The sequence below is a fragment of the Streptosporangium heterodermiicola genome (assembly GCF_051390675.1).
Classification (GTDB): Bacteria; Actinomycetota; Actinomycetes; order Streptosporangiales; family Streptosporangiaceae; genus Streptosporangium.
The window spans coordinates 181,624-203,906 of sequence record NZ_JBPJSR010000008.1 but is presented as its reverse complement, the minus strand read 5'-3'; the positions used below and the strand labels follow the sequence as shown (position 1 = coordinate 203,906).

General features: G+C 70.3%; 17 protein-coding genes, 1 pseudogene and 1 riboswitch. Of the genes and pseudogenes, 6 read left to right on the top strand and 12 right to left on the bottom strand.

The window, feature by feature from the left end; translation table 11 throughout:
- The first annotated feature begins 67 nt into the window (after positions 1 to 67).
- The gene (locus tag ACSC1Q_RS19385) at positions 68 to 721 is read left to right on the top strand and encodes an O-methyltransferase (protein ID WP_436760108.1); all 654 of its coding nucleotides are present in this window, start codon (positions 68 to 70) and stop codon (positions 719 to 721) included.
- A gap of 103 nt (positions 722 to 824) precedes the next feature.
- On the top strand, positions 825 to 1,415 hold the full coding sequence (locus ACSC1Q_RS19380; RefSeq protein WP_436760107.1) for a Uma2 family endonuclease: 591 nt from the start codon (positions 825 to 827) through the stop codon (positions 1,413 to 1,415).
- A gap of 260 nt (positions 1,416 to 1,675) precedes the next feature.
- Here ACSC1Q_RS19380 and ACSC1Q_RS19375 read toward each other — a convergent pair whose 3' ends face one another.
- Together ACSC1Q_RS19375 and ACSC1Q_RS19370 are read right to left on the bottom strand one after the other, a co-directional pair.
- On the bottom strand, positions 1,676 to 2,770 hold the full coding sequence (locus ACSC1Q_RS19375; RefSeq protein WP_436760106.1) for a branched-chain amino acid aminotransferase: 1,095 nt from the start codon (positions 2,768 to 2,770) through the stop codon (positions 1,676 to 1,678).
- A 173-nt stretch (positions 2,771 to 2,943) separates the two neighbouring features.
- Positions 2,944 to 3,990, bottom strand: coding sequence for a 3-isopropylmalate dehydrogenase (locus ACSC1Q_RS19370; protein ID WP_436760105.1), 1,047 nt, complete (start codon positions 3,988 to 3,990; stop codon positions 2,944 to 2,946).
- Between the two features lie 140 nt (positions 3,991 to 4,130).
- Positions 4,131 to 4,364, top strand: a riboswitch (cyclic di-AMP (ydaO/yuaA leader).
- On the opposite strand from ACSC1Q_RS19370, the gene ACSC1Q_RS19365 reads away from it, so the two are divergent.
- Positions 4,352 to 4,960, top strand: coding sequence for a C40 family peptidase (locus tag ACSC1Q_RS19365; protein ID WP_436760104.1), 609 nt, complete (start codon positions 4,352 to 4,354; stop codon positions 4,958 to 4,960). (Overlaps the previous riboswitch by 13 nt.)
- Positions 4,961 to 5,457: 497 nt before the next feature.
- On the opposite strand, the gene serA is transcribed toward ACSC1Q_RS19365, so the two are convergent.
- Complete coding sequence (gene serA, locus ACSC1Q_RS19360) at positions 5,458 to 7,047, bottom strand: phosphoglycerate dehydrogenase (protein WP_436760103.1); 1,590 nt, start codon at positions 7,045 to 7,047, stop codon at positions 5,458 to 5,460.
- A 274-nt stretch (positions 7,048 to 7,321) separates the two neighbouring features.
- Here serA and ACSC1Q_RS19355 point away from each other — a divergent pair, with 274 nt between their 5' ends.
- Positions 7,322 to 8,176, top strand: coding sequence for a hypothetical protein (locus tag ACSC1Q_RS19355; RefSeq protein ID WP_436760102.1), 855 nt, complete (start codon positions 7,322 to 7,324; stop codon positions 8,174 to 8,176).
- A 64-nt stretch (positions 8,177 to 8,240) separates the two neighbouring features.
- On the opposite strand, the gene ACSC1Q_RS19350 is transcribed toward ACSC1Q_RS19355, so the two are convergent.
- The gene (locus tag ACSC1Q_RS19350) at positions 8,241 to 8,840 is read right to left on the bottom strand and encodes a hypothetical protein (RefSeq protein WP_436760101.1); all 600 of its coding nucleotides are present in this window, start codon (positions 8,838 to 8,840) and stop codon (positions 8,241 to 8,243) included.
- 262 nt (positions 8,841 to 9,102) lie between these two features.
- Positions 9,103 to 9,375: pseudogene (locus tag ACSC1Q_RS19345) on the bottom strand (PadR family transcriptional regulator); the annotation flags it as partial.
- On the opposite strand from ACSC1Q_RS19345, the gene ACSC1Q_RS19340 reads away from it, so the two are divergent.
- Positions 9,361 to 9,906: an FHA domain-containing protein gene (locus ACSC1Q_RS19340; protein ID WP_344749304.1), complete on the top strand. Its 546-nt coding sequence runs from the start codon at positions 9,361 to 9,363 to the stop codon at positions 9,904 to 9,906. The pseudogene ACSC1Q_RS19345 and the gene ACSC1Q_RS19340 overlap by 15 nt on opposite strands.
- A 14-nt stretch (positions 9,907 to 9,920) precedes the next feature.
- Here ACSC1Q_RS19340 and ACSC1Q_RS19335 read toward each other — a convergent pair whose 3' ends face one another.
- Positions 9,921 to 11,309, bottom strand: coding sequence for an MFS transporter (locus tag ACSC1Q_RS19335; RefSeq protein WP_436760100.1), 1,389 nt, complete (start codon positions 11,307 to 11,309; stop codon positions 9,921 to 9,923).
- Between the two features lie 367 nt (positions 11,310 to 11,676).
- On the opposite strand from ACSC1Q_RS19335, the gene ACSC1Q_RS19330 reads away from it, so the two are divergent.
- Positions 11,677 to 12,561, top strand: coding sequence for a CAP domain-containing protein (locus ACSC1Q_RS19330; RefSeq protein WP_436760099.1), 885 nt, complete (start codon positions 11,677 to 11,679; stop codon positions 12,559 to 12,561).
- Positions 12,562 to 12,691: 130 nt separating this feature from the next.
- On the opposite strand, the gene ilvC is transcribed toward ACSC1Q_RS19330, so the two are convergent.
- The 6 genes from ilvC to ACSC1Q_RS19300 all read right to left on the bottom strand — a co-directional run bounded on the left by ilvC (position 12,692) and on the right by ACSC1Q_RS19300 (position 22,082).
- Positions 12,692 to 13,672, bottom strand: a complete 981-nt coding sequence (ilvC, locus tag ACSC1Q_RS19325; protein ID WP_350969650.1) for a ketol-acid reductoisomerase — start codon at positions 13,670 to 13,672, stop codon at positions 12,692 to 12,694.
- Positions 13,673 to 13,711: 39 nt separating this feature from the next.
- Positions 13,712 to 14,236: an acetolactate synthase small subunit gene (gene ilvN, locus ACSC1Q_RS19320; RefSeq protein WP_389914869.1), complete on the bottom strand. Its 525-nt coding sequence runs from the start codon at positions 14,234 to 14,236 to the stop codon at positions 13,712 to 13,714.
- A gap of 2 nt (positions 14,237 to 14,238) precedes the next feature.
- Positions 14,239 to 16,026: an acetolactate synthase large subunit gene (locus tag ACSC1Q_RS19315; protein WP_436760098.1), complete on the bottom strand. Its 1,788-nt coding sequence runs from the start codon at positions 16,024 to 16,026 to the stop codon at positions 14,239 to 14,241.
- A gap of 200 nt (positions 16,027 to 16,226) precedes the next feature.
- Positions 16,227 to 18,833 (bottom strand): putative bifunctional diguanylate cyclase/phosphodiesterase, encoded by a 2,607-nt coding sequence (locus ACSC1Q_RS19310; protein WP_436760264.1) that lies wholly within the window; start codon positions 18,831 to 18,833, stop codon positions 16,227 to 16,229.
- A gap of 335 nt (positions 18,834 to 19,168) precedes the next feature.
- Entirely contained in the window at positions 19,169 to 20,077 is a 909-nt protein-coding gene (locus ACSC1Q_RS19305; protein WP_436760097.1) for a 2-hydroxyacid dehydrogenase, read from the bottom strand.
- Between the two features lie 214 nt (positions 20,078 to 20,291).
- Positions 20,292 to 22,082: a VanW family protein gene (locus ACSC1Q_RS19300; RefSeq protein WP_436760096.1), complete on the bottom strand. Its 1,791-nt coding sequence runs from the start codon at positions 22,080 to 22,082 to the stop codon at positions 20,292 to 20,294.
- Positions 22,083 to 22,283 lie beyond the last annotated feature (201 nt).

Genomic DNA, 22,283 nt, shown 5'->3' with positions numbered 1-22,283 from the left:
CGGACAGACCCGGACACGGCCCGGAATCGCCCCCCGCCGCCGTCCGGCACGGGCGAGAATGGGCCCCATGAAGGCGACCTATCTCGACCCCACCGTGGGGCAGTATCTGCTCGCGCACACCACCCAGCCCGACGACGTCCTCGACGCGCTCGCCCTTGAGACCCGCGAGCTGACCGGCAACAACGCGTCGATGCAGATCTCCCCCGACCAGGGGCGCTTCCTCACCATGATCGCTCAGCTCGGCGGGGCCAGGAACGCGGTGGAGGTGGGCACCTTCACCGGATACTCCTCCATCTGCCTCGCCCGCGGGCTCGCCCCCGGCGGCGGGCTCACCTGCTTCGACGTGAGCGAGGAGTGGACGGCGATCGCCAGGAACCACTGGGACAAGGCACAGGTCGCGGACCGCATCGAGCTGAGGATCGGCCCCGCGGCCGAGCGGCTGCGCGAACTTCCCGAGCACCCCGCCGTCGATCTGGCGTTCATCGACGCCGACAAGGTCAACTATCCCGTCTACTACGAGATCCTCATGTCCCGCCTGGCCCCCGGCGGGGTGATCCTCGTCGACAACACCCTGTGGAGCGGCCACGTCGCCGACCCCAGCCGGGACGACGAGACCGTCAGGCACATCCGCGAGTTCAACGACATGGTCAGCGCCGACGAGCGGGTCACCTCGATCATGCTCCCCATCGCCGACGGCCTCACCATGATTCGAAAGCACTGACGAGAACTTTCCCGAATCGCGGGCGTGGAGAAGTCTTTCCGATTACTTTAGGTGACGCGACAAACGCGTTGCGCTCACCCGCGCGAAGGGAAGGATGGACCTCATGGCCAAGACCCTGGACCGTCGCGAGGCGAAGCCCATGTCCACCAACCACCAGGAGCTCGAACGGCACTACCAGAAGACCTGTGATCAGTGGCCTGATCGCAAGGTCGAGCTCATCAACGGCCGGATCGTGGTGAGGGAGTTGCCCACGCTCAACCATGCCAAGGCCATCCTGCAGTTGCTGATCCAGCTCATCCCGTTCGCCACGGCGCAGGGCTGGCATCCCGTATACGACGTCAAGCTCTTCCTGGGTGTCCAGAAAGATCGCTATCGGCCCGACCTCCTTGTCGTGCCGAAATCTCCCCGCATGTGGGACGACGAGAACGTCTACGCCGAGGAAACGCTGCTCGTCGTGGAGGTGGTCTCCCCCAGCAGCCGGGACGACGACCATGTCACCAAGCCCGGGAACTGCGCGATCGCGGGTGTCCCGCTCCATCTGGTGATCGACGCCCCCCAGAATCTCGCCCGGCTGCTCAGCCACCCCGGAGAGCGTGGATACCAGCAGCAACACCAGGTGATCCTCGGAGAGCCCCTTGAGCTCCCCGCCCCCTGGGACCTCACGATCGACACCGGAAAGCTGATCGAGGGATAGATCCGCCCGGCGGGGGCCCGGCCGGGTGGGCGGCCGGGTCTCCTCCGCGCGGGACCGGCAGGCACCCCGGCCGACCGGTCCCAGTGGCCCCTTCCAAAGGCCCCGTCCGGGCGGGACCGGCAGGCACCCGGCCGACCGGCCCCCCGCGGACCTCTCCGTGAGCTCCTTCGCACGGGACCGGCGGCGCTTCAGCCGACCGGTCCCGTTGAACTCTCCGTGGATCCCCCCGCGGACCTCTCCGTGGATCCCTCCGTACGGGACTAGCAGATCTTGTGGACCCAGCTGTGCGGGTCGGGACGGGACCCGTACTGGATGCCCACGAGTTCCTCGCGGATCTTCGAGGTGACGGGGCCCTGGGTGCCGTCGCCGATCGTCCAGGCGCGGTCGGCGCCCTTGACCGAGCCGACCGGGGTGACCACCGCGGCGGTGCCGCAGGCGAAGACCTCGCTGAGCTCGCCCGTCTCGCAGCCCCGCTGCCACTCCTCGACCGACAGGCGCCCCTCCTCGGCGTGGAGGCCGAGGTCGGAGGCGAAGGAGAGGATCGAGTCGCGGGTGATGCCGGGCAGGAGCGTCCCGGTGAGCGCCGGGGTCAGCAGGCGGTCGCCGTAGACGAAGAACAGGTTCATCCCGCCCATCTCCTCGACGTAGCGGTGCTCGCCCGCGTCGAGCCAGACCACCTGGTCACAGCCCTGCTCGACGGCCTGGCGCTGGGCCACGAAGGCCGCCGCGTAGTTGCCGCCGCACTTGGCGAAACCGGTGCCGCCGGGGGCCGCGCGGGTGTACTCGGTGGAGAGCCAGACCGTGACGGCCTTGCCCCCGCCGAAGTAGGCCGCCGCCGGAGAGGCGATGACCATGTACTTGTAGGTCCTGGACGGGTAGTTGACGCCGAGCGCCGGCTGCGTCGCGATCATGAAGGGGCGCAGGTAGAGGCTGTGTCCCGGCGTGGTCGGGACCCACTCGCGGTCGGTCTGGACGAGCAGCTCCAGCGACTCGACGAACGTCTCCTCGGGCAGCTCGGGCATCGCCATCCGCGCCGCCGAGGTGTTGAAGCGCGCGGCGTTGGCCTCCGGCCGGAAGGTCACGATCGTGCCGTTCTCCTGGCGGTAGGCCTTGAGCCCCTCGAAAAGCTCCTGCGCGTAGTGGAAGACCGACGTCGCGGGGTCGAGGCTGAGCGGGCCGTACGGCACGAGTTCGGCGTCGTGCCAGCCCTGCCCCTCGGTGTAGTCGATCGAGATCATGTGGTCGGTGAAGACCTGCCCGAACCCGGGGCTCGCCAGTACCTGCTCGCGCTCTGCCGCGGTGCGAGCGTGGTCGGAGAGCTGCACGTCGAAGCTGAGCTTCTGAGCGGTGGTCATCGCACGGATCCTTCTCTTGGTGTCTGGCTTACCCTTGGGTCCATTCTGCGTCGGACCGGGTAACGGGAAACTACTCCATCCATGCCGAAAACCGGCACTGCTGGAGAAACAAAAACGCGCCTGGCGGCTCGGGTGAGCCGCCAGGCGCGTCGGGGTCGAGGAGGGCGGCTTCCTCAGCCGGCTACTCGGGCGGTGATGTCGTCGCCGATCTCGCGGGTGGTCCGGCCGGCCCGGCCGGTCAGCCGCTCGACCAGGTCGTCGGCGACGGCCCGCTCGACCCTGGCGGCCTCGGCGGCCAGGCCCAGGTGATCGAGGAGCATGGCGATCGACAGGATCGTGGCGGTCGGGTCGGCCTTGCCCTGGCCCGCGATGTCGGGGGCGCTGCCGTGAACCGGCTCGAACATGCTCGGCGCGGTGCGGTCGGGGTTGACGTTGCCGCTCGCCGCGAGGCCGATGCCACCGGCGATCGCCGCGCCGATGTCGGTGAGGATGTCGCCGAAGAGGTTGTCGGTGACGATCACGTCGAAGCGCTCGGGCTGGCTGACGAAGAACATCGAGGCCGCGTCGACGTGGCAGTAGTCGGTCTGGACGTCGGGATACTCCAGGCCGACGCGGTCGAAGGTGCGGGCCCAGAGGTCACCGGCGTAGGTGAGCACGTTGGTCTTGTGGACCAGGGTCAGCTTCCCGCGGGGGCGGCCCTGCGCCTTGTCGAAGGCGTAGCGCACGACGCGCTCGACGCCGTACGCGGTGTTCAGAGACTCCTGGGTGGCGATCTCGTGCGGCGTGCCCCGGCGCATGACGCCACCCGCGCCGGCGTACGGACCCTCGGTGCCCTCGCGGACGACGATCATGTCGATGTCCTCGGGGCGGGCCCTGCCCAGCGGCGTCTCGACGCCGGGGAAGAGCTTGACCGGGCGGAGGTTCACGTAGTGGTCGAGCCGGAAGCGGAGCTTGAGCAGCAGGTCGCGCTCCAGGATGCCCGGGGGCACGCTGGGGTCGCCGACCGCGCCGAGCAGGATCGCGTCGTATCCGCGCAGCTCGTCGAGGACCGTGTCGGGCAGGGTCTCGCCGGTCTCGTGGTAGCGCTTGGCGCCGAGGTCGTAGGTGGTGGTCTCCACCTTCGTGCCGACCGCTTCGAGGACCTTCAGCCCCTCGGTGACGACCTCGACTCCGATTCCGTCCCCGGGGATGACCGCCAGGCGAATGTTACGCGAATCCATGCAGGCACCTTACCGGTCCGTCTCGGTGATCGAACAACGGTCTCATCCTCCGGACACGCTCGCCCGTCGGACCCCCTGATCGTTTTGTCCATTTTTGCTTCCTATTGACCGTTTCGTGAGGTTTGGTTATGGTCCTCCCATTCACATCAATGCCTAATCCGTACGGGCCATCCCCTTACCGGGCCCGCACGGAGCCGGGGAACCACTCTTTACGGGATCTACCTGGCCTCGGGAACCCCGCTCCTCCCCCGGAGCGCCGTTCCCGGCCGTCGTCAGGTGGATTCCTTGGGGCGAATCAGCGCGTTCTCGCGCCGTAGGGCGGCCTCCACGCCCGAGCCCGACAGCTCACCCGGCCGGCCTTATGGAAGGAATCATCCTGTCCGGCACAGTTCTCCCCCGCGTCCTGTCCATCTCCGCCTCCATGATCGTCGTCGGCGCCGCGGTGTGCGCGACCTCACCCGCCGCCCTGGCCGCCTCCCCGCCCCCCGCCCCCGGGCCCGCCGCGCTCAACACCCCCGCGCTGAGAGAGGCCCTGAAGGCCGTGGCCGTCAGGCCCGCCTGGCAGAAAGCCGTGAAGTGGGCCCTGTCCAAGCAGGGAACGCCCTACGTCTGGGGCGGCACCGGCCACGGCGGCTTCGACTGCTCCGGCCTGGTGCTCCGCGCCTACGGCGCCGCCGGGATCAAGCTCCCCCGCGTCACCAACGACCAGTACGCCGCCTTCTCCAAGAAGATCGCCTGGAAGAATCTCAAGCCCGGTGACCTGGTCTTCTTCAGCGGCCTCGGCCACGTCGGCATGATCACGAAACCCGGCTACATGGTGCACGCCCCGCAGACCGGCGACGTGGTCAAGGAGGAGAAACTCGACTCCTGGCGCCGCGAGTCCTTCGCCGGCGCGGTGCGCCCCGACCCGCAGGGTGTTCAGCTGGCCAAGCGGGTCGAGCTCGCGACCGAGACCGTGACCGGCGGATGAGACACGCCGGCGGATCACCGCCGGGAGACAGTGGAGACCCCGGCGGCGAGAACGGGTTCAGCGGGTGGGGACACCACCGTTGTCCCTGCGGTCCAGAGCGGTCTGGAGCGCGTCGGCGGCCTCGTCCTCGGTCTCGTCGGGACGGTTCCAGGGATACATGTCGTACATGGCGAATCTCGTCTCGGTCGCATGCCAGCAAGGAAGGTGGTCGAGACTCCGGTCGGGACTCCGACCAGGCCTGATGTCGCGGGTCCGGATCACGGACCGGCGGCGGGGGCTTGGAGCCGGCACGCGCCACGACACCGCGGCGAGTCGCCGGCCTGCCCCTGTCAGGCCTCGCCGCGGCAGGTAGGAATTACGAGAACCTGGCGCATTTCACTCCAGGTTACCCGGCGGTGGAAACACCGTCTCGTCCGGCGTACACACTTCTCACATGCTGAGACGAGAGGTGGCCGCCGCCCCGGTCTCCGGGGTGGCGGCCACCTGGGCTTTTCCGGCTAGTCGGCCAGGTCGACCGAGCGGCCGCTGTCGGCGCCGATCTCCGAGCCGATCTGGTCGATCACCTCGGCCGGGATGGCGGTGTCGACGGTGAGCGCGATGAGCGCCTTGCCGCCCTTGACGTCACGGGCCACCTGCATCGAGGCGATGTTGATCGAGTGGTCGCCGAGGATGCGGCCGACCACGCCGACGATGCCGGGGCGGTCGGTGTAGGTGAAGAACGACAGGTGGTCGGTCGGCTCGATCTCCATCTGGTAGCCGTTGACCTCGACGATCTTCGTGATCTGCCTCGGCCCGGCCAGGGTGCCGGAGACCGAGATCGCGCGGCCGTCGGCGAGGACGCCGCGGACCGTCACGACGTTGCGCCAGTCGGGGCTCTCGGAGCTGGTGATCAGCTCGACCGACACGCCGCGGTCCTTGGCCAGCAGCGGGGCGTTGACGTAGGTGACCGAGTCCTCGACCACGTCGGTGAAGACGCCCTTGAGCGCGGCCAGCTCCAGCACGCGGACGTCGTGGGAGGCGATCTCGCCGCGCACCTCGACGTCGAGCTTGGTGGCGACCTCGCCCGCGAGGGCGGTGAACACCCGGCCGAGCTTCTCGGCCAGCGGCAGGCCCGGCTTGACGTCCTCGGCGACGGCGCCGCCCTGGACGTTGACCGCGTCCGGCACGAACTCCCCGGCGAGCGCGAGCTTCACGCTGCGCGCGACCTGGGTGCCGGCCTTCTCCTGGGCCTCGTGGGTGGAGGCGCCGAGGTGCGGGGTGACGACGACCTGGTCGAGCTCGAAGAGCGGGCTGTCGGTGACCGGCTCCTTCGGGAACACGTCGATGCCGGCGCCGGCGACGCGGCCCTCCTTGATCGCGGAGTAGAGGGCGTTCTCGTCGATGATGCCGCCGCGGGCGACGTTGATGAGGCGGACGTTCGGCTTGACCGTGTGGAGCTCCCTGTCGCCGATGAGACCGATGGTCTCCTTCGACTTGGGCAGGTGCACGGTGATGAAGTCGGCCTCGCTCAGGGCCTCCTCCAGCGAGACCAGCCGGACGCCCATCTGCGCGGCGCGGGCCGGCTGCAGGTAGGGGTCGTAGGCGATCAGCTCGACGCCGAACGGCTGGAGGCGCTGCGCGACCAACTGGCCGATCTTGCCGAGGCCGAGGATCGCGACGACCTTCTCGTCGAGCTCCACGCCGGTGTACTTCGAGCGCTTCCACTCGCCGCCCTTGAGCGCGGAGTGCGCCTGGGCGACGTTGCGGGCGGAGGCGAGGATGAGGGCGACGGTGTGCTCGGCGGCGCTGGTGATGTTGGAGGTCGGCGCGTTGACGACCATGACACCGGCCTTGGTGGCGGCCTCCACGTCGACGTTGTCCAGGCCGACGCCCGCACGGGCGACGACGCGGAGCTTGGGGGCGTTGGCGATCGCCTCGGCGTCGACCTGCGTGGCGCTGCGCACGATGAGCGCGTCCACGTCGGCGAGGGCGGGCAGGAACTGGGCACGGTCGGCGCCGTCGGTGTGGCGGACTTCGAAGTCCGCGCCCAGAACCGCGAGACCGGCCTCGGAAAGTTCCTCAGCGACCAGTACGACGGGCTTGTTCACAGGCTGGATCCTTACTAGACGGTGAGGGGTGCACGGACCTCACGTAGTCTATCGGCGCTTGTGAACGCGTTCACGAGTGTCCCGCGATCCGAGACGCCTCAATGGCGGGCCGACCGCTCCCGGAGACGCGCGGGACGCGAGGGGACTCAGCGACACAGGAGACGGTTACCCGTCTTGACAGATCTCATGCGCACAAAATTCAAGTTGGTATTGATCCCAGGAAAACTTCGCGATTACCCTGATAAGCCGTGGTCCACTACCTATCGTTCCTCATATGAGCATCGGGAACCCCGCTCTCGGCAACGTGCTCGCGCAGCACGGCGATCCGCATCGGCTGCTTGCGGCGCTGGCCGAATGGGGACTCCTGGTTGCCGTGCGACCCGACCGCTCCGTCGTGCTCGGCACGACCCAGGCCGGTGATCGTGTCCTGCTCGGATACACCTCGGCGGACACCTACGCGCGGCACCGTGGCAGCCACTCGCTGTCGGCGTGCGACGCCGACACCATCCTCGACATCCAGCGCGTCACCGGCGTGCGGGAGATCGTGATCGACGCGGCGGGCCCGGCGGCCGCGGCCGTGCCGATCGAGGATCTCCAGCGCTACCTGCTCTCGACGCGCAGCGGCCCCACGCCCGCGCTGTCGAGCGCGGCGCCGACGGCGTACGCGACCGGGGCGATGGCCACGGTCTCGCGTCCCGCGACCGCGCGCCCGCCGAGAGCTCCGGTGCCCGCCGCGCCCTCCCAGCCGTGGATCCCGGCGCCCCGGCCGCACCTGTCGGGCCCGATGCAGCTGGTGGACCCGGGATACCGCCGGTGCGACCACCCGATCCTGCCCGCGCTGCGCGCCGCGATCTCGCAGCTGCTCATGGACTACCCGCTCGTCCACCACGTGTGGATCTCCGAGGCCAGCACCTCCTCGGGCGCGCCGGGGATCATGCTGCACGTGAAGGTGCACATGTCGGCGGCCGAGGACGTGGTCAGGGACATCCACCGCGGGGTGCGCGCCCGGCTGCCGCAGCTCGCCGCGAGCGAGGCGCCGATCCTGATGGCCAGGGTCGCCGACGCGCGCAGCGAGCAGCGGATGGTCGAGCTGGGCGCCCACGTGGTCTGCGCCGACGTCACCGACTGACCGCCCTGGGCGGAAGGCGCACCGGGGACGGACCCGGTGCGCCAGCCCCTCCCCGAACGGCCGCTCAGGTCGGGCGGCGCGTGAGCACCACCCCAGTCCGCACGCACAACCCGGCCAGCGGGGGCAGGCCGAGCAGGACGCCTCCCAGCAGGAGCCAGGGCACGTCGACGACGAACGAGGCCGCGCCGGCCAGGTCTTCCGGCATGCCCCCCGCGAACGGCCTGCGGGCGGACGCCATGCTGAGGACACCCGCGACGCCGAAGGCCAGCCCGACGGCCACCCCGCCCGCCACGCCCAGGCCGGAGACGAAAGCGGCCTGCCCCGCGACGAGCAGGCGCTGGACACGGCCCGTCGCCCCCACCGCCGCCAGCGTGGCCCGGTCGGGACGGCCCTCGGCCGCGGCCAGACCGGTCGCGGCGAACGTGCCTCCGAGAACCAGGACGGCGGCACCGAGCGCGAAGGCGAGCAGCGTCGCGGCCAGACGGTCCTGGAAACCCCGCTCGACCGTGATGGTGGCCGACGCGCTGACGGTCCGCGTGACGTCGCGCAACCGCTCCTCCCGCTCCGGCGTCGTACGCGACGCGGCCGGGTCGGCGATCAGGGTGTCGTAACCGACGGTGAGACCGATCTTGGCCGCCAGCGAGACGGGAAGCACCGCGGTCACCAGCGGTTCGCCCCGGCGGACGCCGGACGACGGCGGGCACCGAGTGCGTGGTGCGTTTCCCGAGCTCCGTCGTGAACACCAGCTTCCCTCCACGTACCGCCCGCGGGTCGAGCACCACGGCCTTGCCTGCCGCCAGGGCGAGCTCGATGACCAACTCGTCCCGAGGCCGGTCCGACTGGGCGACGGGGGTGCCGAACCATCGCTCGATCTCGGCCAGACCGGCCTCGGTGATCGAGTAGACGACCCGGCCCTGCTGGTCCTGCTCGCCGGAGCTCACCAGGCCGTCGCGTTCCAGGCGGGAGAGCGTCGTGTAGACCTGGCCGATGTTGAGTGGCCAGGTCGCCCCTGTCGACGCCTCGGACTCGGTGCGCAACTGGTTAGCCGTAACGGGGCCCTGGCTCGGCAGAGCCAGGGCCCCTGTCGGATCGCCATGGATACCGAGTATGCATACGCAGTATCCATGAGGCAAGAGATCTGCATATTCTGGACAGGTTCCGCCCTTGGGGCCGATACTCGGAGGATGAGCTCGACGCATCCCCCGGCCCGCGCCTCCGACGGGGACCGCGATCGCGCGATCAGCGAGCTACGTGACCGTGCCGTCGAGGGACGCCTGTCGCACGACACCTTTCTCGGCCGCGTCGACATGGCCCTGCGTGCGCGCAACCAGGGCGAGCTCGACAATCTGGTCGCCGACCTGCCGCAACGCGGCCGGTTTCGCCGCATGGTCACCGAGGCCGTCGCCTCCGCCTCCGACTTCACCAAGCGTGTGGAGTCGGCCTGGCGACGCCCCAGGCTGCCCCGGCTCGCGCTGCCCGGCGACGGCAGGACCCGCTACGTGGTGGGCCGCGGCTCCGCCTGCGACCTGGTCCTCGCCGACCTGACCGTCTCCCGGGTGCACGCCGAGCTGCGCCGCGACGAGGAGGGCTGGGTCCTGGTCGATCTCGGCTCGCTGAACGGCACCCGGCTGAACGACTGGCGCCTGGTCGGCCCGGCCAAGGTGCGGCCGGGCGACGTCGTCTCCTTCGGCGACTGCGGCTTCCTGATGATCACGCCCCAGATGCTCTGACGCCCGATCGGGCCTCAGCTCTCCTGGGCCTCGACGGCGCCGGCCGGGGTCGTGGCGGCGGCGTCCTGGGCCTCCTTGATCTTCGCGGCCGTCAGGGTGTAGCGCATGGTCAGCAGGATGCTGATCCCCATCAGGATCGCGGGCAGCAGCGTCGTGCCGTACAGCACCGCCGTGGTCGCCGACTCGGGCTGCGCGACGGGGGTCGAGGGGTCGGACTCGACGAAACCGGTCGCCGCCAGCAGCCAGCCGAGCACGAGCGCGCCGAACGCGAAGACCACGGTCTCCGCGGCCGTCCAGAGCCCGGTGAACACCCCGGCCCTGCGCTTGCCGGTGACCAGGGCGTCATGGACGATCACGTCGGAGAGCATCGAGAACTGCAGCAGCTGGAGCCCCGCGTAGCCGATGCCGACGAGGAGCACGCACGCGTGCGCGTACGCGGAACCGAGCGAGCCGGAGAGGGCCATCCCCACGGTGCCCGCCAGGAACAGCGCCGACGACAGGATCATCGCGCCGCGCTTGTCGTAGCGCTTGGACAGCCAGACCCAGAGCGGCATGGTGATCAGCAGCGGGCCGACGATGCCCAGGAAGAGGGTGGTGGTCGCCGCCGGGTCGCCCAGCGTGTAGGTGGCGTAGTAAGGGGCGCCGGCCAGCATGACGCCGGCCGAGAACATCTGGGCGCAGCTCAGGCCGAGCAGCACCATGAACGTCTTGTTCGACCGGGCCGCGGCGAACTGGGCGGCGATCGACGGCTCCGCCTCGGCCCGCGCGATCACCGGGGCGCGGGCCGTGCCGAAGAAGGCGGCGAGCATCGACAGCAGCAGCACGGCGCCGATGAGCAGCCCCATGATCCGGTGGCCGGAGAGGTCGGTGCCCGCGATCGCCGGAGCGCCGGCCCCGGCGAGCAGGATCCCCAGGCCGACGAAGACCATCTTCCACTGCAGGAGCGAGGAGCGCTCGTGGTAGTCGTCGGTCATCTCCGCCGGCATCGCCTTGTACGGGACCTCGTAGAAGGCGTAGGCCGTCGCGGTGAGGAAGTAGAAGAAGGCGACGTACAGGGCGGCGGAGACGCCGGTGAGCGGGGGGCCCGCGAAGGTGAGGGCGAACGTCACCGGCAGGGTGACCGCGCCCAGGAGCATCCAGGGGCGGCGGGCGCCGAAGCGGGAGACCGTCCGGTCAGAACGCTGGCCGACCCAGGGGTTGATGAACATGTCCCAGAGCTTGGGCAGGAAGACCACGACGCCGGCGATCCAGGCGGGAACCGCGAGCACGTTCGTCATGTAGAACAGCAGCAGCAGTCCGGGGACCGTGGAGAAGGTGGCGGTGCAGATCGAGCCGACACCGTAGCCGACGCGCACGCCGCGCGACACGGTGACGACGGCGGGGGAGGGCGCCGGGGAGACCATGCCACATTCAATCGCAGCGAGCGGACGCCCGGTAAGCCCTGGGGCGGGGCGGCCCGCCGAAAGACGAGAATATTTCGGCCCCTCCAGGCCGGTGGCTCCGGGCGGCCGGGCCGCCGCCCGCCCCTCGTGATCCGGCGCCACGATCTCCACCCATGCGGCATATGTCCAGCTCAGGTCACCTAAAGAGGGAAATATCCGTATTGGGGGCTCGGGACGCGAGCCCGAGCGTCACCGGGCCCAGACGCCTCTGCGATCACTCTGGTTTACCTGGGACTCACAGTTAATGTCCGTAATTTGCTGACAAGACGGATCCGTCCCCGACAGAATGCGGAGTCCATCCAGCGTCTAACCAACTGGAGGAACCGACATGCGCAGACCGCTAGGGGCACTACTCTGCCTCGGGAGCCTGGCGGCCCTCAGCACGCCGATCGCCACGGCTCACGCCGCGGCCGCTCCCCAGGCCGAGTGCCGTGTGTACGCCGCCAAGCCGTACGTCACCCCCGCCGGACGGATCCAGGCCTCCGCCGCGCGGCTGGGCTGCGACGACACCGCCCTGGTCCGCGTCCGCATCAAGCGCGCCGTGGCCGGGAACGACCCGATCGTCAAGAGCGCGTCCCGCAAGGGAACCAACGGGCGGGTGACGGTGAGGCTGCGTTGCGCCCCCGGCGTCTACTACACCGTCGTCACCGACTACCGGGGCAACGGCGGCCGTTCCAAGCCCGTCAGGCTCAGCGACTGCTCCCCCACAGCCACCCCCACCCCCAGCCCCACCCCCACCCCCACGCCGACCGGCACCACCAAGCCGACCCCGGCGCCGTCCCCCTCGGCCAGCACCACCCCCAGCACGCCTCCCAACTCCTCGCCGGGATCCTCCCTGTCCGAGGAAGTGGTGCGCCTGACCAACATCGAGCGGCAGAGGAACGGCTGCGGCGCGCTCGTCTCCGACCCGCAGCTGCGCTCGGCCGCGCAGGGCCACTCGGACGACATGGCGGCCAAGAACTACTTCAGCCACACCTCGCAGGACGGCCGCGACATGACCGCCCGGATCAAGGCGAGCGGGTTCAGCCCGATGCGGGCCTGGGCCGAGAACATCGCGATGGGCCAGCGCACCCCGGCCGAGGTGGTCACCGCCTGGATGAACAGCGCCGGTCACCGGGCCAACATCGTGAACTGCGCCTACACCCACCTCGGGGTGGGCGTGGCCAACAGCTCCCGGGGCATCTACTGGACCCAGAACTTCGCCAAGCACTAGGCGGATCGGGCTGAACAAGTAGAGGCTGAACACGTAGAAACGGCCCGTGCACCCGTGACGTGAAGTCGCGGGGGCACGGGCCGTCGCTCTCACCGGCCTCAGCCGGCTGAGGCCGGTGAGCCGAGCTCCGTTACTTGAGCCAGCTCATCATCGGGCGGAGCTTGGCGCCGGTCTTCTCGATCGGGTGCTCGGCGAGCTCGTCGCGATAGGCGGTGAACTTCTTCTGGCCGCCGTCGAACTCGTCCACCAGCTCCTTGGCGAACTCGCCGGACTGGATCTCGGCGAGGATGCGCTGCATCTCCTTCTTCGTCTCCGGCGTCACGATGCGCGGGCCGCGGGAGTAGCCGCCGTACTCGGCGGTGTCGGAGACCGACCAGTACATCTTGTGGATGCCGCCCTCGTACATCAGGTCGACGATCAGCTTCATCTCGTGCAGGCACTCGAAGTAGGCGACCTCGGGCTGGTAGCCCGCCTCGATCAGGGTCTCGAAACCGGCCTTGATCAGCTCGGACACGCCGCCGCACAGCACGGCCTGCTCACCGAACAGGTCGGTCTCGGTCTCCTCCTTGAAGGTCGTCCTCAGCGCGCCGGCGCGGGTGCCGCCGATGCCCTTGGCGTACGAGAGCGCGAGGTCCAGGGCGTTTCCGCTGGCGTCCTTCTCCACCGCGACGAGACACGGCACGCCGCGGCCCGCCGTGTACTGACGGCGCACGAGGTGACCGGGACCCTTGGGGGCGACCATGGCCACGTCCACGCCCTCGGGCGCCTCGATGAGGCCGTAGCGGATGTTGAGGCCGTGCCCGAAGAAGAGCGCGTCGCCCTCGACCAGGTTCGGGGCCACGTGGTCGGCGTACAGGTGGCGCTGGATGTGGTCCGGCGCGAGGATCATGGTCAGGTCGGCCTCTTCGACGGCCTCCGAGGGCGTGAGCACGCGCAGGCCGTCGGCCTCCGCCTTCTCCCGGCTCTTGGAGCCCTCGGGCAGACCGACCCGGACGTCCACGCCGGAGTCGCGCAGCGAGAGCGCGTGGGCGTGACCCTGGCTGCCGTATCCCAGAACGGCGACGTGCCGGCCCTGGATGATCGACAGGTCGGCCTGGTCGTCGTAGAAGATCTCAGTCACTTGCTTAACCTTTCGGGTTTCTCGTACGCGTTACGCGGTCCGGTCCAGGGCCCGGAGAGAACGGTCGGTGATGGAACGGGCGCCGCGGCCGATGGCCACCATGCCCGACTGGACAAGCTCCTTGATGCCGAACGGCTCCAGCACCTTGATGAAGGCCTGCAGCTTGTCGGGTGTGCCGGTGACCTCGATGGTCACCGCGTCCGAGGAGACGTCGACGCAGCGGGCCCGGAACAGGTTGACCAGCTCCAGCACGCTGGAACGGTTCTCCGCGTCGGCCCGCACCTTGATCAGGGTGAGCTCGCGCTGCACCGACTGCGCCGGGTCGAGCTCCACGATCTTCAGCACGTTGACGAGCTTGTTGAGCTGCTTGGTGACCTGCTCCAGCGGCAGGTCCGCGACGTTGACCACGATGGTCATCCGGGAGATGTCCGCGTGCTCGGTCGGCCCCACCGCCAGCGAGTCGATGTTGAACCCCCTGCGGCTGAACAGCGCCGCGACGCGCGCGAGCACGCCCGGCTTGTTCTCCACCAGCACGGAGAGCGTGTGCCTGCTCATGCCTAGTCCTCGCTGTCCCAGACGGGCGCCATGTCGCGCGCGAACTTGATCTCGTCGTTGCTGGTCCCGGCCGCGACCATCGGCCACACCATGGCGTCCTGGTGGACCACGAAGTCGACGACCACCGGCACGTCGTTGATCTCCATGGCCTTCTTGATCGTCGCGTCCACGTCCTCCGGACGCTCGCACCGCAGCCCCACGCAACCGTACGCCTCGGCGAGCTTGACGAAGTCGGGGATCCGGCGGACCGTCTGCAGGTCGGTGTTGGAGTAACGCTGGTTGTAGAACAGCGTCTGCCACTGCCTGACCATGCCCAGGTTACCGTTGTTGATGATCGCGACCTTGATCGGCACACCCTCGATCGTGCAGGTGGCGAGCTCCTGGTTGGTCATCTGGAAGCAGCCGTCGCCGTCGATGGCCCAGACCGTGGTCTCGGGGCTGCCCATCTTGGCGCCCATCGCGGCCGGCAGGGCGAAGCCCATCGTGCCCGCGCCGCCGGAGTTGATGAACGTGCCGGGGTTCTCGTACCCGATGAACTGCGCGGCCCACATCTGGTGCTGGCCGACGCCCGCGGTGTAGATCGCGTCCGGGCCGACGAGCGCGCCCAGCCGCTCCATGACGTACTGCGGGGCGAGGGAGCCGTCCTCGAACTCGGCGTAGCCGAGCGGGTAGGTCGCCTTGTAGGCGTTGAGCGCCGTCCACCAGTCGGCGTAGTCGCCCTTGCGCTCCTCGCCGCGCACCACGTTGATCAGGTCGGAGATGACCTCCTTGCAGTCGCCCACGATCGGGACGTCCGCGTGCCGGTTCTTGGAGATCTCCGCCGGGTCGATGTCCGCGTGGACGACCTTCGCGTGCGGCGCGAAGGTGGACAGCTGGCCGGTGACGCGGTCGTCGAAGCGGACGCCGAGCCCGATGATCAGATCGGACCTCTGCAGCGCGCCGACCGCCGACACCGAGCCGTGCATGCCGGGCATCCCCATGTGCTGCGGGTGGCTGTCGGGGAAGGTGCCCCTGGCCATCAGGGTGGTGACCACCGGGATGCCGGTCAGCTCGGCGAACTCAAGCAGCTGCGCCGACGCCCCCGCGCGGTGCACGCCGCCACCGACGTAGAGGACGGGCCGCCTGGCCTCGGCGATCAGCTTCGCCGCCTCGCGGATCTGCTTGGAGTGCGGCCTGGTCACCGGGCGGTAGCCCGGCAGCTGCATGACGACCGGCCACTGGAACGTCATCTTGGACTGGAGCGCGTCCTTGGCGATGTCGACGAGCACCGGCCCCGGCCGCCCGGTCGAGGCGATGTGGAACGCCTCGACGATCGTCCTGGGGATGTCGTTCGGGTCGGTGATCAGGAAGTTGTGCTTCGTGATCGGCATGGTGATGCCGGAGATGTCGGCTTCCTGGAAGGCGTCCGTGCCGATGGCGTTGCTCGCCACCTGGCCGGTGATCGCGACCATCGGGACCGAGTCCATGTACGCGTCGGCGATCGGGGTGACCAGGTTGGTCGCGCCGGGGCCGCTGGTGGCCATGCAGACCCCGACCTTGCCGGTGGCCTGCGCGTAGCCCTGGGCCGCGTGACCCGCGCCCTGCTCGTGCCGTACAAGCACGTGCCGGACCTTGACCGAGTCGTAGAGCGGATCGTAGGCGGGGAGAATCGCGCCGCCCGGGATCCCGAACACAGTGTCGACCCCGACGTGCTCCAGCGCCCTCACGAGGGCCTGGGCTCCTGTCATCTGTTCGGTCATCGGCTCGTTCCTTGTGGCTGAGCATGCTTGATGGCATAAAAAATGCCCCATTCCGCCTGGTCGGCGGAGCTGGGGCGGCGCGCAGGTGAGAGTCTCGGCTCAGCGACCAGCGCGCCAGCAAAGTACCCGCAATGAGACCGGACCATTGGCCCAGAATGAGATCCCACCTATACGCATGCCTCCACCTTGGCCGATGAAGCACCCCCGCGTCAAATTCATGGGACACATATCTCAGAGTCCGAGATGTGAGATCACGCGGGAGTGCCGAGGCTGGAGAGGCTGGTGCGCATCAGCGAGTCGACGCCGCGCGCGGCCATCGGGCGCGCCACCAGGAAGCCCTGGCCCCGGGTGCAGCCCATCTCCCGCAGGAGCTCCAGCTGCTCGGGCCGCTCGATGCCCTCGGCGACCACGATCAGCCCCAGGTCGTGACCGAGCCGCACGATCGTGCGGGTCAGCAGGGTGAGCGTCTCGTCACGGCCGAGCCCGGACACGAAGGACGGGTCGATCTTGATCATGTCGACCGGGAGCTGCCGCAGGAACGCCAGCGAGGCGTACCCGGTGCCGAAGTCGTCGATGGCGAGCCGGACCCCGAGGGCGCGCAGCTCGGAGAGCCGGGTGATGGTCTCCTCCGCGTCCTCGACCAGCATCTCCTCGATGACCTCCAGGGTGAGCGCGCTGGGCGGCAGCCCGCTCTCGACCAGGGCCGCCTCGACGGTCTCCACGAAGCGCGGCGCCATGATCTGCCGGGCCGACAGGTTGAGCGAGAGCCCGATCTCCCAGGCGGAGGCGCGCCAGGCGGCCACCTCCCGGCAGGACTCGCGCAGGATCCACTCGCTCAGCGGGACGATCAGGCCGGTGTCCTCGGCCGGGCCGAGGAACTGCTCCGGCGGGACGAACTCGCCGCCCCGGCACCAGCGCACCAGCGCCTCGACGGCGGTGACGCGCGAGGTGGCCAGGTCGACCACCGGCTGGTACTCGATCGCGAACTGGTTCTCCAGCAGGGCCCGCTGCAGGTCGGCGGCGAGCTCCAGGCGGCGTACCACGTCGGCGTGCATGTGCGCGGCGAACACCTCGACCCGGCGCCCGCCCAGCTCCTTCGCCCTCGCCATCGCCACGTCGGCGTTGCGGATCAGGTCGGCCGAGGAGACGTCGTCGGCGGCGAAGGCCACCCCGACGCTCGCGGTGAGCGCGATGTCGCGGTCGGCGACCCGGAACGGCTCGGACGAGACCGTGCGGACCAGCCGCTCGGCCAGGTCGACCGCCGTCTGGGCGTCGACCGGCGCCTCAAGCAGCACCGCGAACTCGTCGCCGCCCCAGCGCGCCAGGGTGTCGTCGGCCCGTACGGCGGCGCGCAACCTGCGGGCCGCCTGGCCGAGCAGGTAGTCGCCGCTGGCGTGGCCCACCGAGTCGTTCACCGCGGTGAAGCCGTCGAGGTCCAGGAAGACCACCGCGACGTTGCTCGCGCCCGGACGGGCCAGCACCTCCCGGGTGCGCTCCTCGAAGTAGGCGCGGTTGGGCAGGCCGGTGATGCCGTCGTGGAAGGTGAGGTGGGCGACCTGGCTGCGCAGGGCCTCCTGGTCGCTGATGTCGCGGGTGGTGACGAGCAGCAGGTCCTCGCCGCGCACGTGCCGGGTGGCCACCGACTCGGCCGGCCGCCAGGTCCCGTCGGAGGCCCGGACCCGGCAGGCGACCATGCACGCCCCCGGCCCCTCCTCGGCCTCCTCCTCCAGGCTCATCGCGCGCAGCGCCTCCTGGATCCCCGGCACGTCCTCGGGGTGGATGTAGTCGAAGATCTTCCCGCCGACCAGGTCGTCGGGGCGGTAGCCGTACGTGATCTCGACGCCCTCGCCGATCTGCCGCACCACGCCGTCGTAGTCGCACAGCAGGACCACGTCCCCGGCGCTCTCGGCGAGGTCGTGCAGCTGCCGCTCGCCGAGGTGGAGCAGGCTCCGCAGCCGGCCGGTCTCCAGCAGCGTCACGAACAGGCGGACCAGCAGGACCGCGACGATCGACGCGCACACCGAGGCCAGGACCGCCGGAGGGCCCTGCACCCCGCCGCTGATCACGCGGAGGAGCACCACGACGGTGGCCACGGCGACGAGGAAGAGCGGCACGGCCGCGATCAGCGACGACGTGCTCTCGCGGACGGACGGCTCGTCGTCCGCGGGCTCGGGCCGCCTGGTCGCGGGCCCGCTCCACGGGACCGCGGCGAGCACGAGGAAGGCGGCGGGGGCGAGCCACACCCAGGTCAGGGACGGCGTGTCACCGCTCACCCGGGCGAGCGCGGTGATCGTCTCGGAGGTCGCGACGGCGCCGAGCACGGCGAGCGCGGCGAGACCGACCGGCCAGGCCGACCGGCGGATCGGCACCACCGCGGGGCCCACGACGCAGGCGAGGATCAGGCAGAACAGCGGCGAGGCGAAGCTGACCGCGGCGTCGCCCGCGTCACCGGCGTCGCCGTAGACCGGGCCCACCAGCGACACCCAGAGGATCACCATGATGGCGGCGGCGCACACGTAGGAGTCGGCGAGGTCGCGCAGCAGGGCGTGCCCGCGCGCGGGCCTCGCCGCCGACAGCGCGGCGCCGACGGCGATCATGGCCGTACCGGCCAGGAGCACCAGGTCGGCGAAGGTCACCACGAAGGGCGCGCCGTCCGCGATGGGGCGTACCCCCACCCCGGCCAGCCAGGTGACCGAGCCGCCGGCCAGCCAGCGCCAGGCCAGCGCCCTGCGCCGGTCGGCCGTCCTGGAGGCGGCGGCGAACAGCGAGCCCGCGGCGGCCGCGGCGGTGATGACGCCCGCCACCGCCTCGACGACCACGGCGGGAGCGCCGCTGACCAGAGCGGCCACGAGCCCCACCACGCCTACGGCGGCGGCGGTCAGCGGTACCCGGGGGTCACGCCAGCGGATCAATGTCGTCTGCCCATCAGTGTCGTTTGGTGCGTCTCGTCGATGTGTTTCGCTTTCGCGGCATCCCTTGCTCGCCGCGGTCGCGCTGCCCGCGCGAGCACGTCGTCCTTCGTCCTCGGCGCTCGCACCGGCACAGGGCCAGTGTGTGCCGTCCGGTCCGCGCGAGGGGTGACAACGCCGTAGTCGTCACCGATCTGATAACCGCGCGAGCCACGGAGATCACTTATTACCGACGGTACGCACCGCAGGTCACGAGGCAGCCACGGTCCGGATTCCTTTGCCGGTCAGTAGGAACCCGTGATCACGTTTTTGAGCGGCTCGCCCGCGAGGTAACGCAGCAGCTGGGAGCGGAGCAGCTTCAGCGTGCGGCGTACCGAGGCCGGATTGCTGCCCGCGACGTGCGGGGTGATGAGGACCCCCGGCGCCGTCCACAGCGGGTGGTCGCCGGGCAGGGGCTCGGGGGCGGTGACGTCGAGCGCGGCGAGGATCCGGCCGCTCCGCAGCTCGGCGACGAGCGCGTCCGTGTCGACCACCGGCCCCCTGGCCGCGTTCACCAGGAGGGCGCCGTCCCTCATCGCGGCGAGGAAACCGGCGTCCACCATGCCGGTCGTCTCGGGCGTCGAGGGGACGAGCAGCACCACCACGTCCGCCCCCGGCAGCAGGGCGGGCAGCTCGTCCAGGCCGTGCACCCCGGGCCTGGCGGTCCTCGCCACCCGGACGACGTCGACCTCGAAACCGTCGAGCCGCCGCTCCAGCGCCTCGCCGATCGAGCCGTAGCCGACGACCAGGACCGTGGAGTCGGCCAGCACCCCGGTGTGGTGGTAGGTCCACTCGCCCCGGAGCTGCGCGCGGACGAACCCGGGGAACTCCCTGAGCACGGAGATCATCGCTCCCACCACCCACTCGGCGGTGCCCGCGTCGTGCACACCCCTGGCGTTGCACAGCGTCACTCCCTCCCGCAGGTGCGGCCGGTAGGCGTCGACCCCCGCCGTGACGGTCTGCAGCAGCCGCAGGCCGGTCATCCGGGAGAGCAGGCCGGGGAGGTCCGCCACCGGCATCAGCGGCGGGATCCAGACCTCGGCCTCCCCCACCCCCTCGGGCACCGGCTCCGTGCCGTCGTAGACGACGCACTCCACTTCCGGAAGGTCGCACAGGACATCGGCCGCGGCTTTGGAAGGGACCCAGATCTTCATGGACGCATTATCCAGCCGTGTACCCGTGACTTATCCGGGCGTGCACCCGTGACGCCGCCCCGGGAGCGCGCCCCGCCGGCCGGGCCGGAGGGGAGGCGGCGCGTCGTGGGAATCTGGCGCGGGCCCGCTCCGCCCGCGCTTCGGGTGCTCCTCGGATTCGGGAACGCGCTTCGGGAGGAACGGGCGAGGGTCCGCTCCGGCCGTGCCCCGGGTGCTACTCGTCGGACTCGGGAACGCACTTCAGGTCGAGCTCGGGACGGTAGACCGTGGTCTTCTTGACGCGCTTGACCTCCTTGCCGTCCTGCTTGAAGACGCGCCAGACGTCGATCGTGAAGCCGTTCTGGCCGACCATCGCGATGCAGTCGGGACCGCTGTCGGTGTCGCTCTTGAACGGGGTGACGTTGTATCTCTCGGACGAGATCGACTCGATCTCGTAGCGCTTGGTGCTCCAGAAGCCGACGGTGACCCCGCTGTCGTTGAAGGAGGTCTTCACCAGCACCCCGTACGGCGAGTCGTTCTTCCAGCGGAAGTCGGGCTCGGGCCAGGAGACCGTGGACTCGCGCCCGGCCGGGTAGCGGGAGATGTAGAACTCGTGCGCCACGTGCTGGACGTCCTCCAGGCCGCCGAAGAACACCGCGTTGTACATGGTGGTGACGAACTGGGAGATGCCGCCGCCGACCGAGTCGACCAGCCTGCCGCCCTGGATCATGGGGGCGGGGACGAAGCCGCGGGCCGTGTCGCGCTGGCCGATGACGCCGTTGAGCGAGAAGGTCTCGCCCGGCTTCACCAGGTAGCCGTCCAGGAGCTTGGCGATCGTCCTGATGTTGGTGACCCGGGACGGGCAGCATTCGTACGGCGTGGTGAACTGGCTGATCCGCTCCTTGATGCCGAGCTTGCGCGCCTCGGCGTCGGACATCCGCGGCTTGACGGTGGTCAGGAGCACCGGGATCGTCCGGTCGCCGCCGCCGGTGATCATCTCGGCCACGTCCGAGGCGAGCCGCTCGTCGTCGACGCCCTTGCCCCTGCGGCCGGGCACCAGCTTCGGCTTTCCCCCGACGATCTGGAACGTGGGGTCGCGCGGGGCCAGGACCGGGTCGACGAGGTCCCCCTCCACGGAGGCCACGGCGCTCCTGGCGTCGAACTCCGGCCGCATGCCGCCGGAGCCGTCGGGCTTGAAGGACAGGTGGGCGGCGAGGGTCGCCACCGGAAGCTGGACCCGCTTGCCCGCGAAGGTCAGGGTGACCGGCCCGGACAGGGCCCCGTCGGCCTCGGCCGCGGCCTTCTTGACCGTCGCCTCGGTGGCCATCGGCTTGATCACCGAGACCGGGAGGCGGACCTCCTTCGACGGGCCGAGGAAGGCGTCCGTGATCGCGGCGATCGCGGCCTCCCGCTCCAGCTCCCTGCCGTCGCGGGGCGTCACGACGACGGGCTCGACGCCCTCGAACGTGACCGAGCCCTCGCGGACCTTGAGGTCGATCTTCTTGGCCAGGCTCTCGACCGCGGTCCGCATGTTCTCGGTGTCGGCGGAGACCTTGGGCTCCAGCTTGGTGGTGCCGGTGAGGGCCCGCCAGACCTGGGCGGGGCTGGGGAAGCCGCTGGGCGCCTGGTTGAGGGTGGCGACCACGTCGAACTCCAGCCCCGACTTGACGGGGTCGAAGTCGTGGCGCTTGCCCGCGGCCAGGAGGGTCATCTCGCCGGAGGCGTCGCCCGCCAGGCGGTCCCTGAGCTTGTCGGCCGCCTCGGTCGCGGTCAGGCCGCCGATGTCGATGCCCCGCACCGTGGTGCCCGGCAGCATCCGGCCGGACATGATGACCGCGGGCACCGCGTAGGCGAGCCCGACGACGAACAGCACGGCGAAGACGATCAGGAGGAGCCTGCGGGCCTTGCGGCGGCGCGGCGGCGGCTCCTCGTAGCGGAGCCCGTCGGGCTGCGGGAACCCTCCGTCGCCACCGGGGACGAGCGTCGGCTCGTCACGCTGGAAGGGGCGCTCCGGCGGGAGGGCCATCTGCCAGGGCTGCGGGGGCCGGGGGGCGGGCGGGAGCGTCGTCCCGCGGGCCGCCGACGCGGGTGGGCCTCCGGGACCGGGGGGACCGCCGAGGCCCGGAGATCCTCCGGCTCCGGTGGGACCGAAGATGTCGGGCGAGACGCCCGGCGGAAGGTTGGATCCGCCCTGGGGGTGCCCGGCCTGAGGGCGGGCGCCCTGAGG

Bases quoted from the DNA above. Each gene is read 5' to 3' on its own strand.
- ACSC1Q_RS19370 (WP_436760105.1), bottom strand. From the start codon at position 3,990: ATGGATTCGCGTAACATTCGCCTGGCGGTCATCCCCGGGGACGGAATC.
- ACSC1Q_RS19305 (WP_436760097.1), bottom strand. From the start codon at position 20,077: ATGAAGATCTGGGTCCCTTCCAAAGCCGCGGCCGATGTCCTGTGCGAC.
- ACSC1Q_RS19385 (WP_436760108.1), top strand. From the start codon at position 68: ATGAAGGCGACCTATCTCGACCCCACCGTGGGGCAGTATCTGCTCGCG.
- ACSC1Q_RS19375 (WP_436760106.1), bottom strand. From the start codon at position 2,770: ATGACCACCGCTCAGAAGCTCAGCTTCGACGTGCAGCTCTCCGACCAC.
- ACSC1Q_RS19315 (WP_436760098.1), bottom strand. From the start codon at position 16,026: ATGGGGCATTTTTTATGCCATCAAGCATGCTCAGCCACAAGGAACGAG.
- ACSC1Q_RS19340 (WP_344749304.1), top strand. From the start codon at position 9,361: ATGAGCTCGACGCATCCCCCGGCCCGCGCCTCCGACGGGGACCGCGAT.
- ACSC1Q_RS19380 (WP_436760107.1), top strand. From the start codon at position 825: ATGGCCAAGACCCTGGACCGTCGCGAGGCGAAGCCCATGTCCACCAAC.
- ACSC1Q_RS19335 (WP_436760100.1), bottom strand. From the start codon at position 11,309: ATGGTCTCCCCGGCGCCCTCCCCCGCCGTCGTCACCGTGTCGCGCGGC.
- ilvN (WP_389914869.1), bottom strand. From the start codon at position 14,236: ATGAGCAGGCACACGCTCTCCGTGCTGGTGGAGAACAAGCCGGGCGTG.
- ACSC1Q_RS19365 (WP_436760104.1), top strand. From the start codon at position 4,352: ATGGAAGGAATCATCCTGTCCGGCACAGTTCTCCCCCGCGTCCTGTCC.
- ACSC1Q_RS19330 (WP_436760099.1), top strand. From the start codon at position 11,677: ATGCGCAGACCGCTAGGGGCACTACTCTGCCTCGGGAGCCTGGCGGCC.
- ACSC1Q_RS19355 (WP_436760102.1), top strand. From the start codon at position 7,322: ATGAGCATCGGGAACCCCGCTCTCGGCAACGTGCTCGCGCAGCACGGC.
- ACSC1Q_RS19300 (WP_436760096.1), bottom strand. From the start codon at position 22,082: ATGGCCCTCCCGCCGGAGCGCCCCTTCCAGCGTGACGAGCCGACGCTC.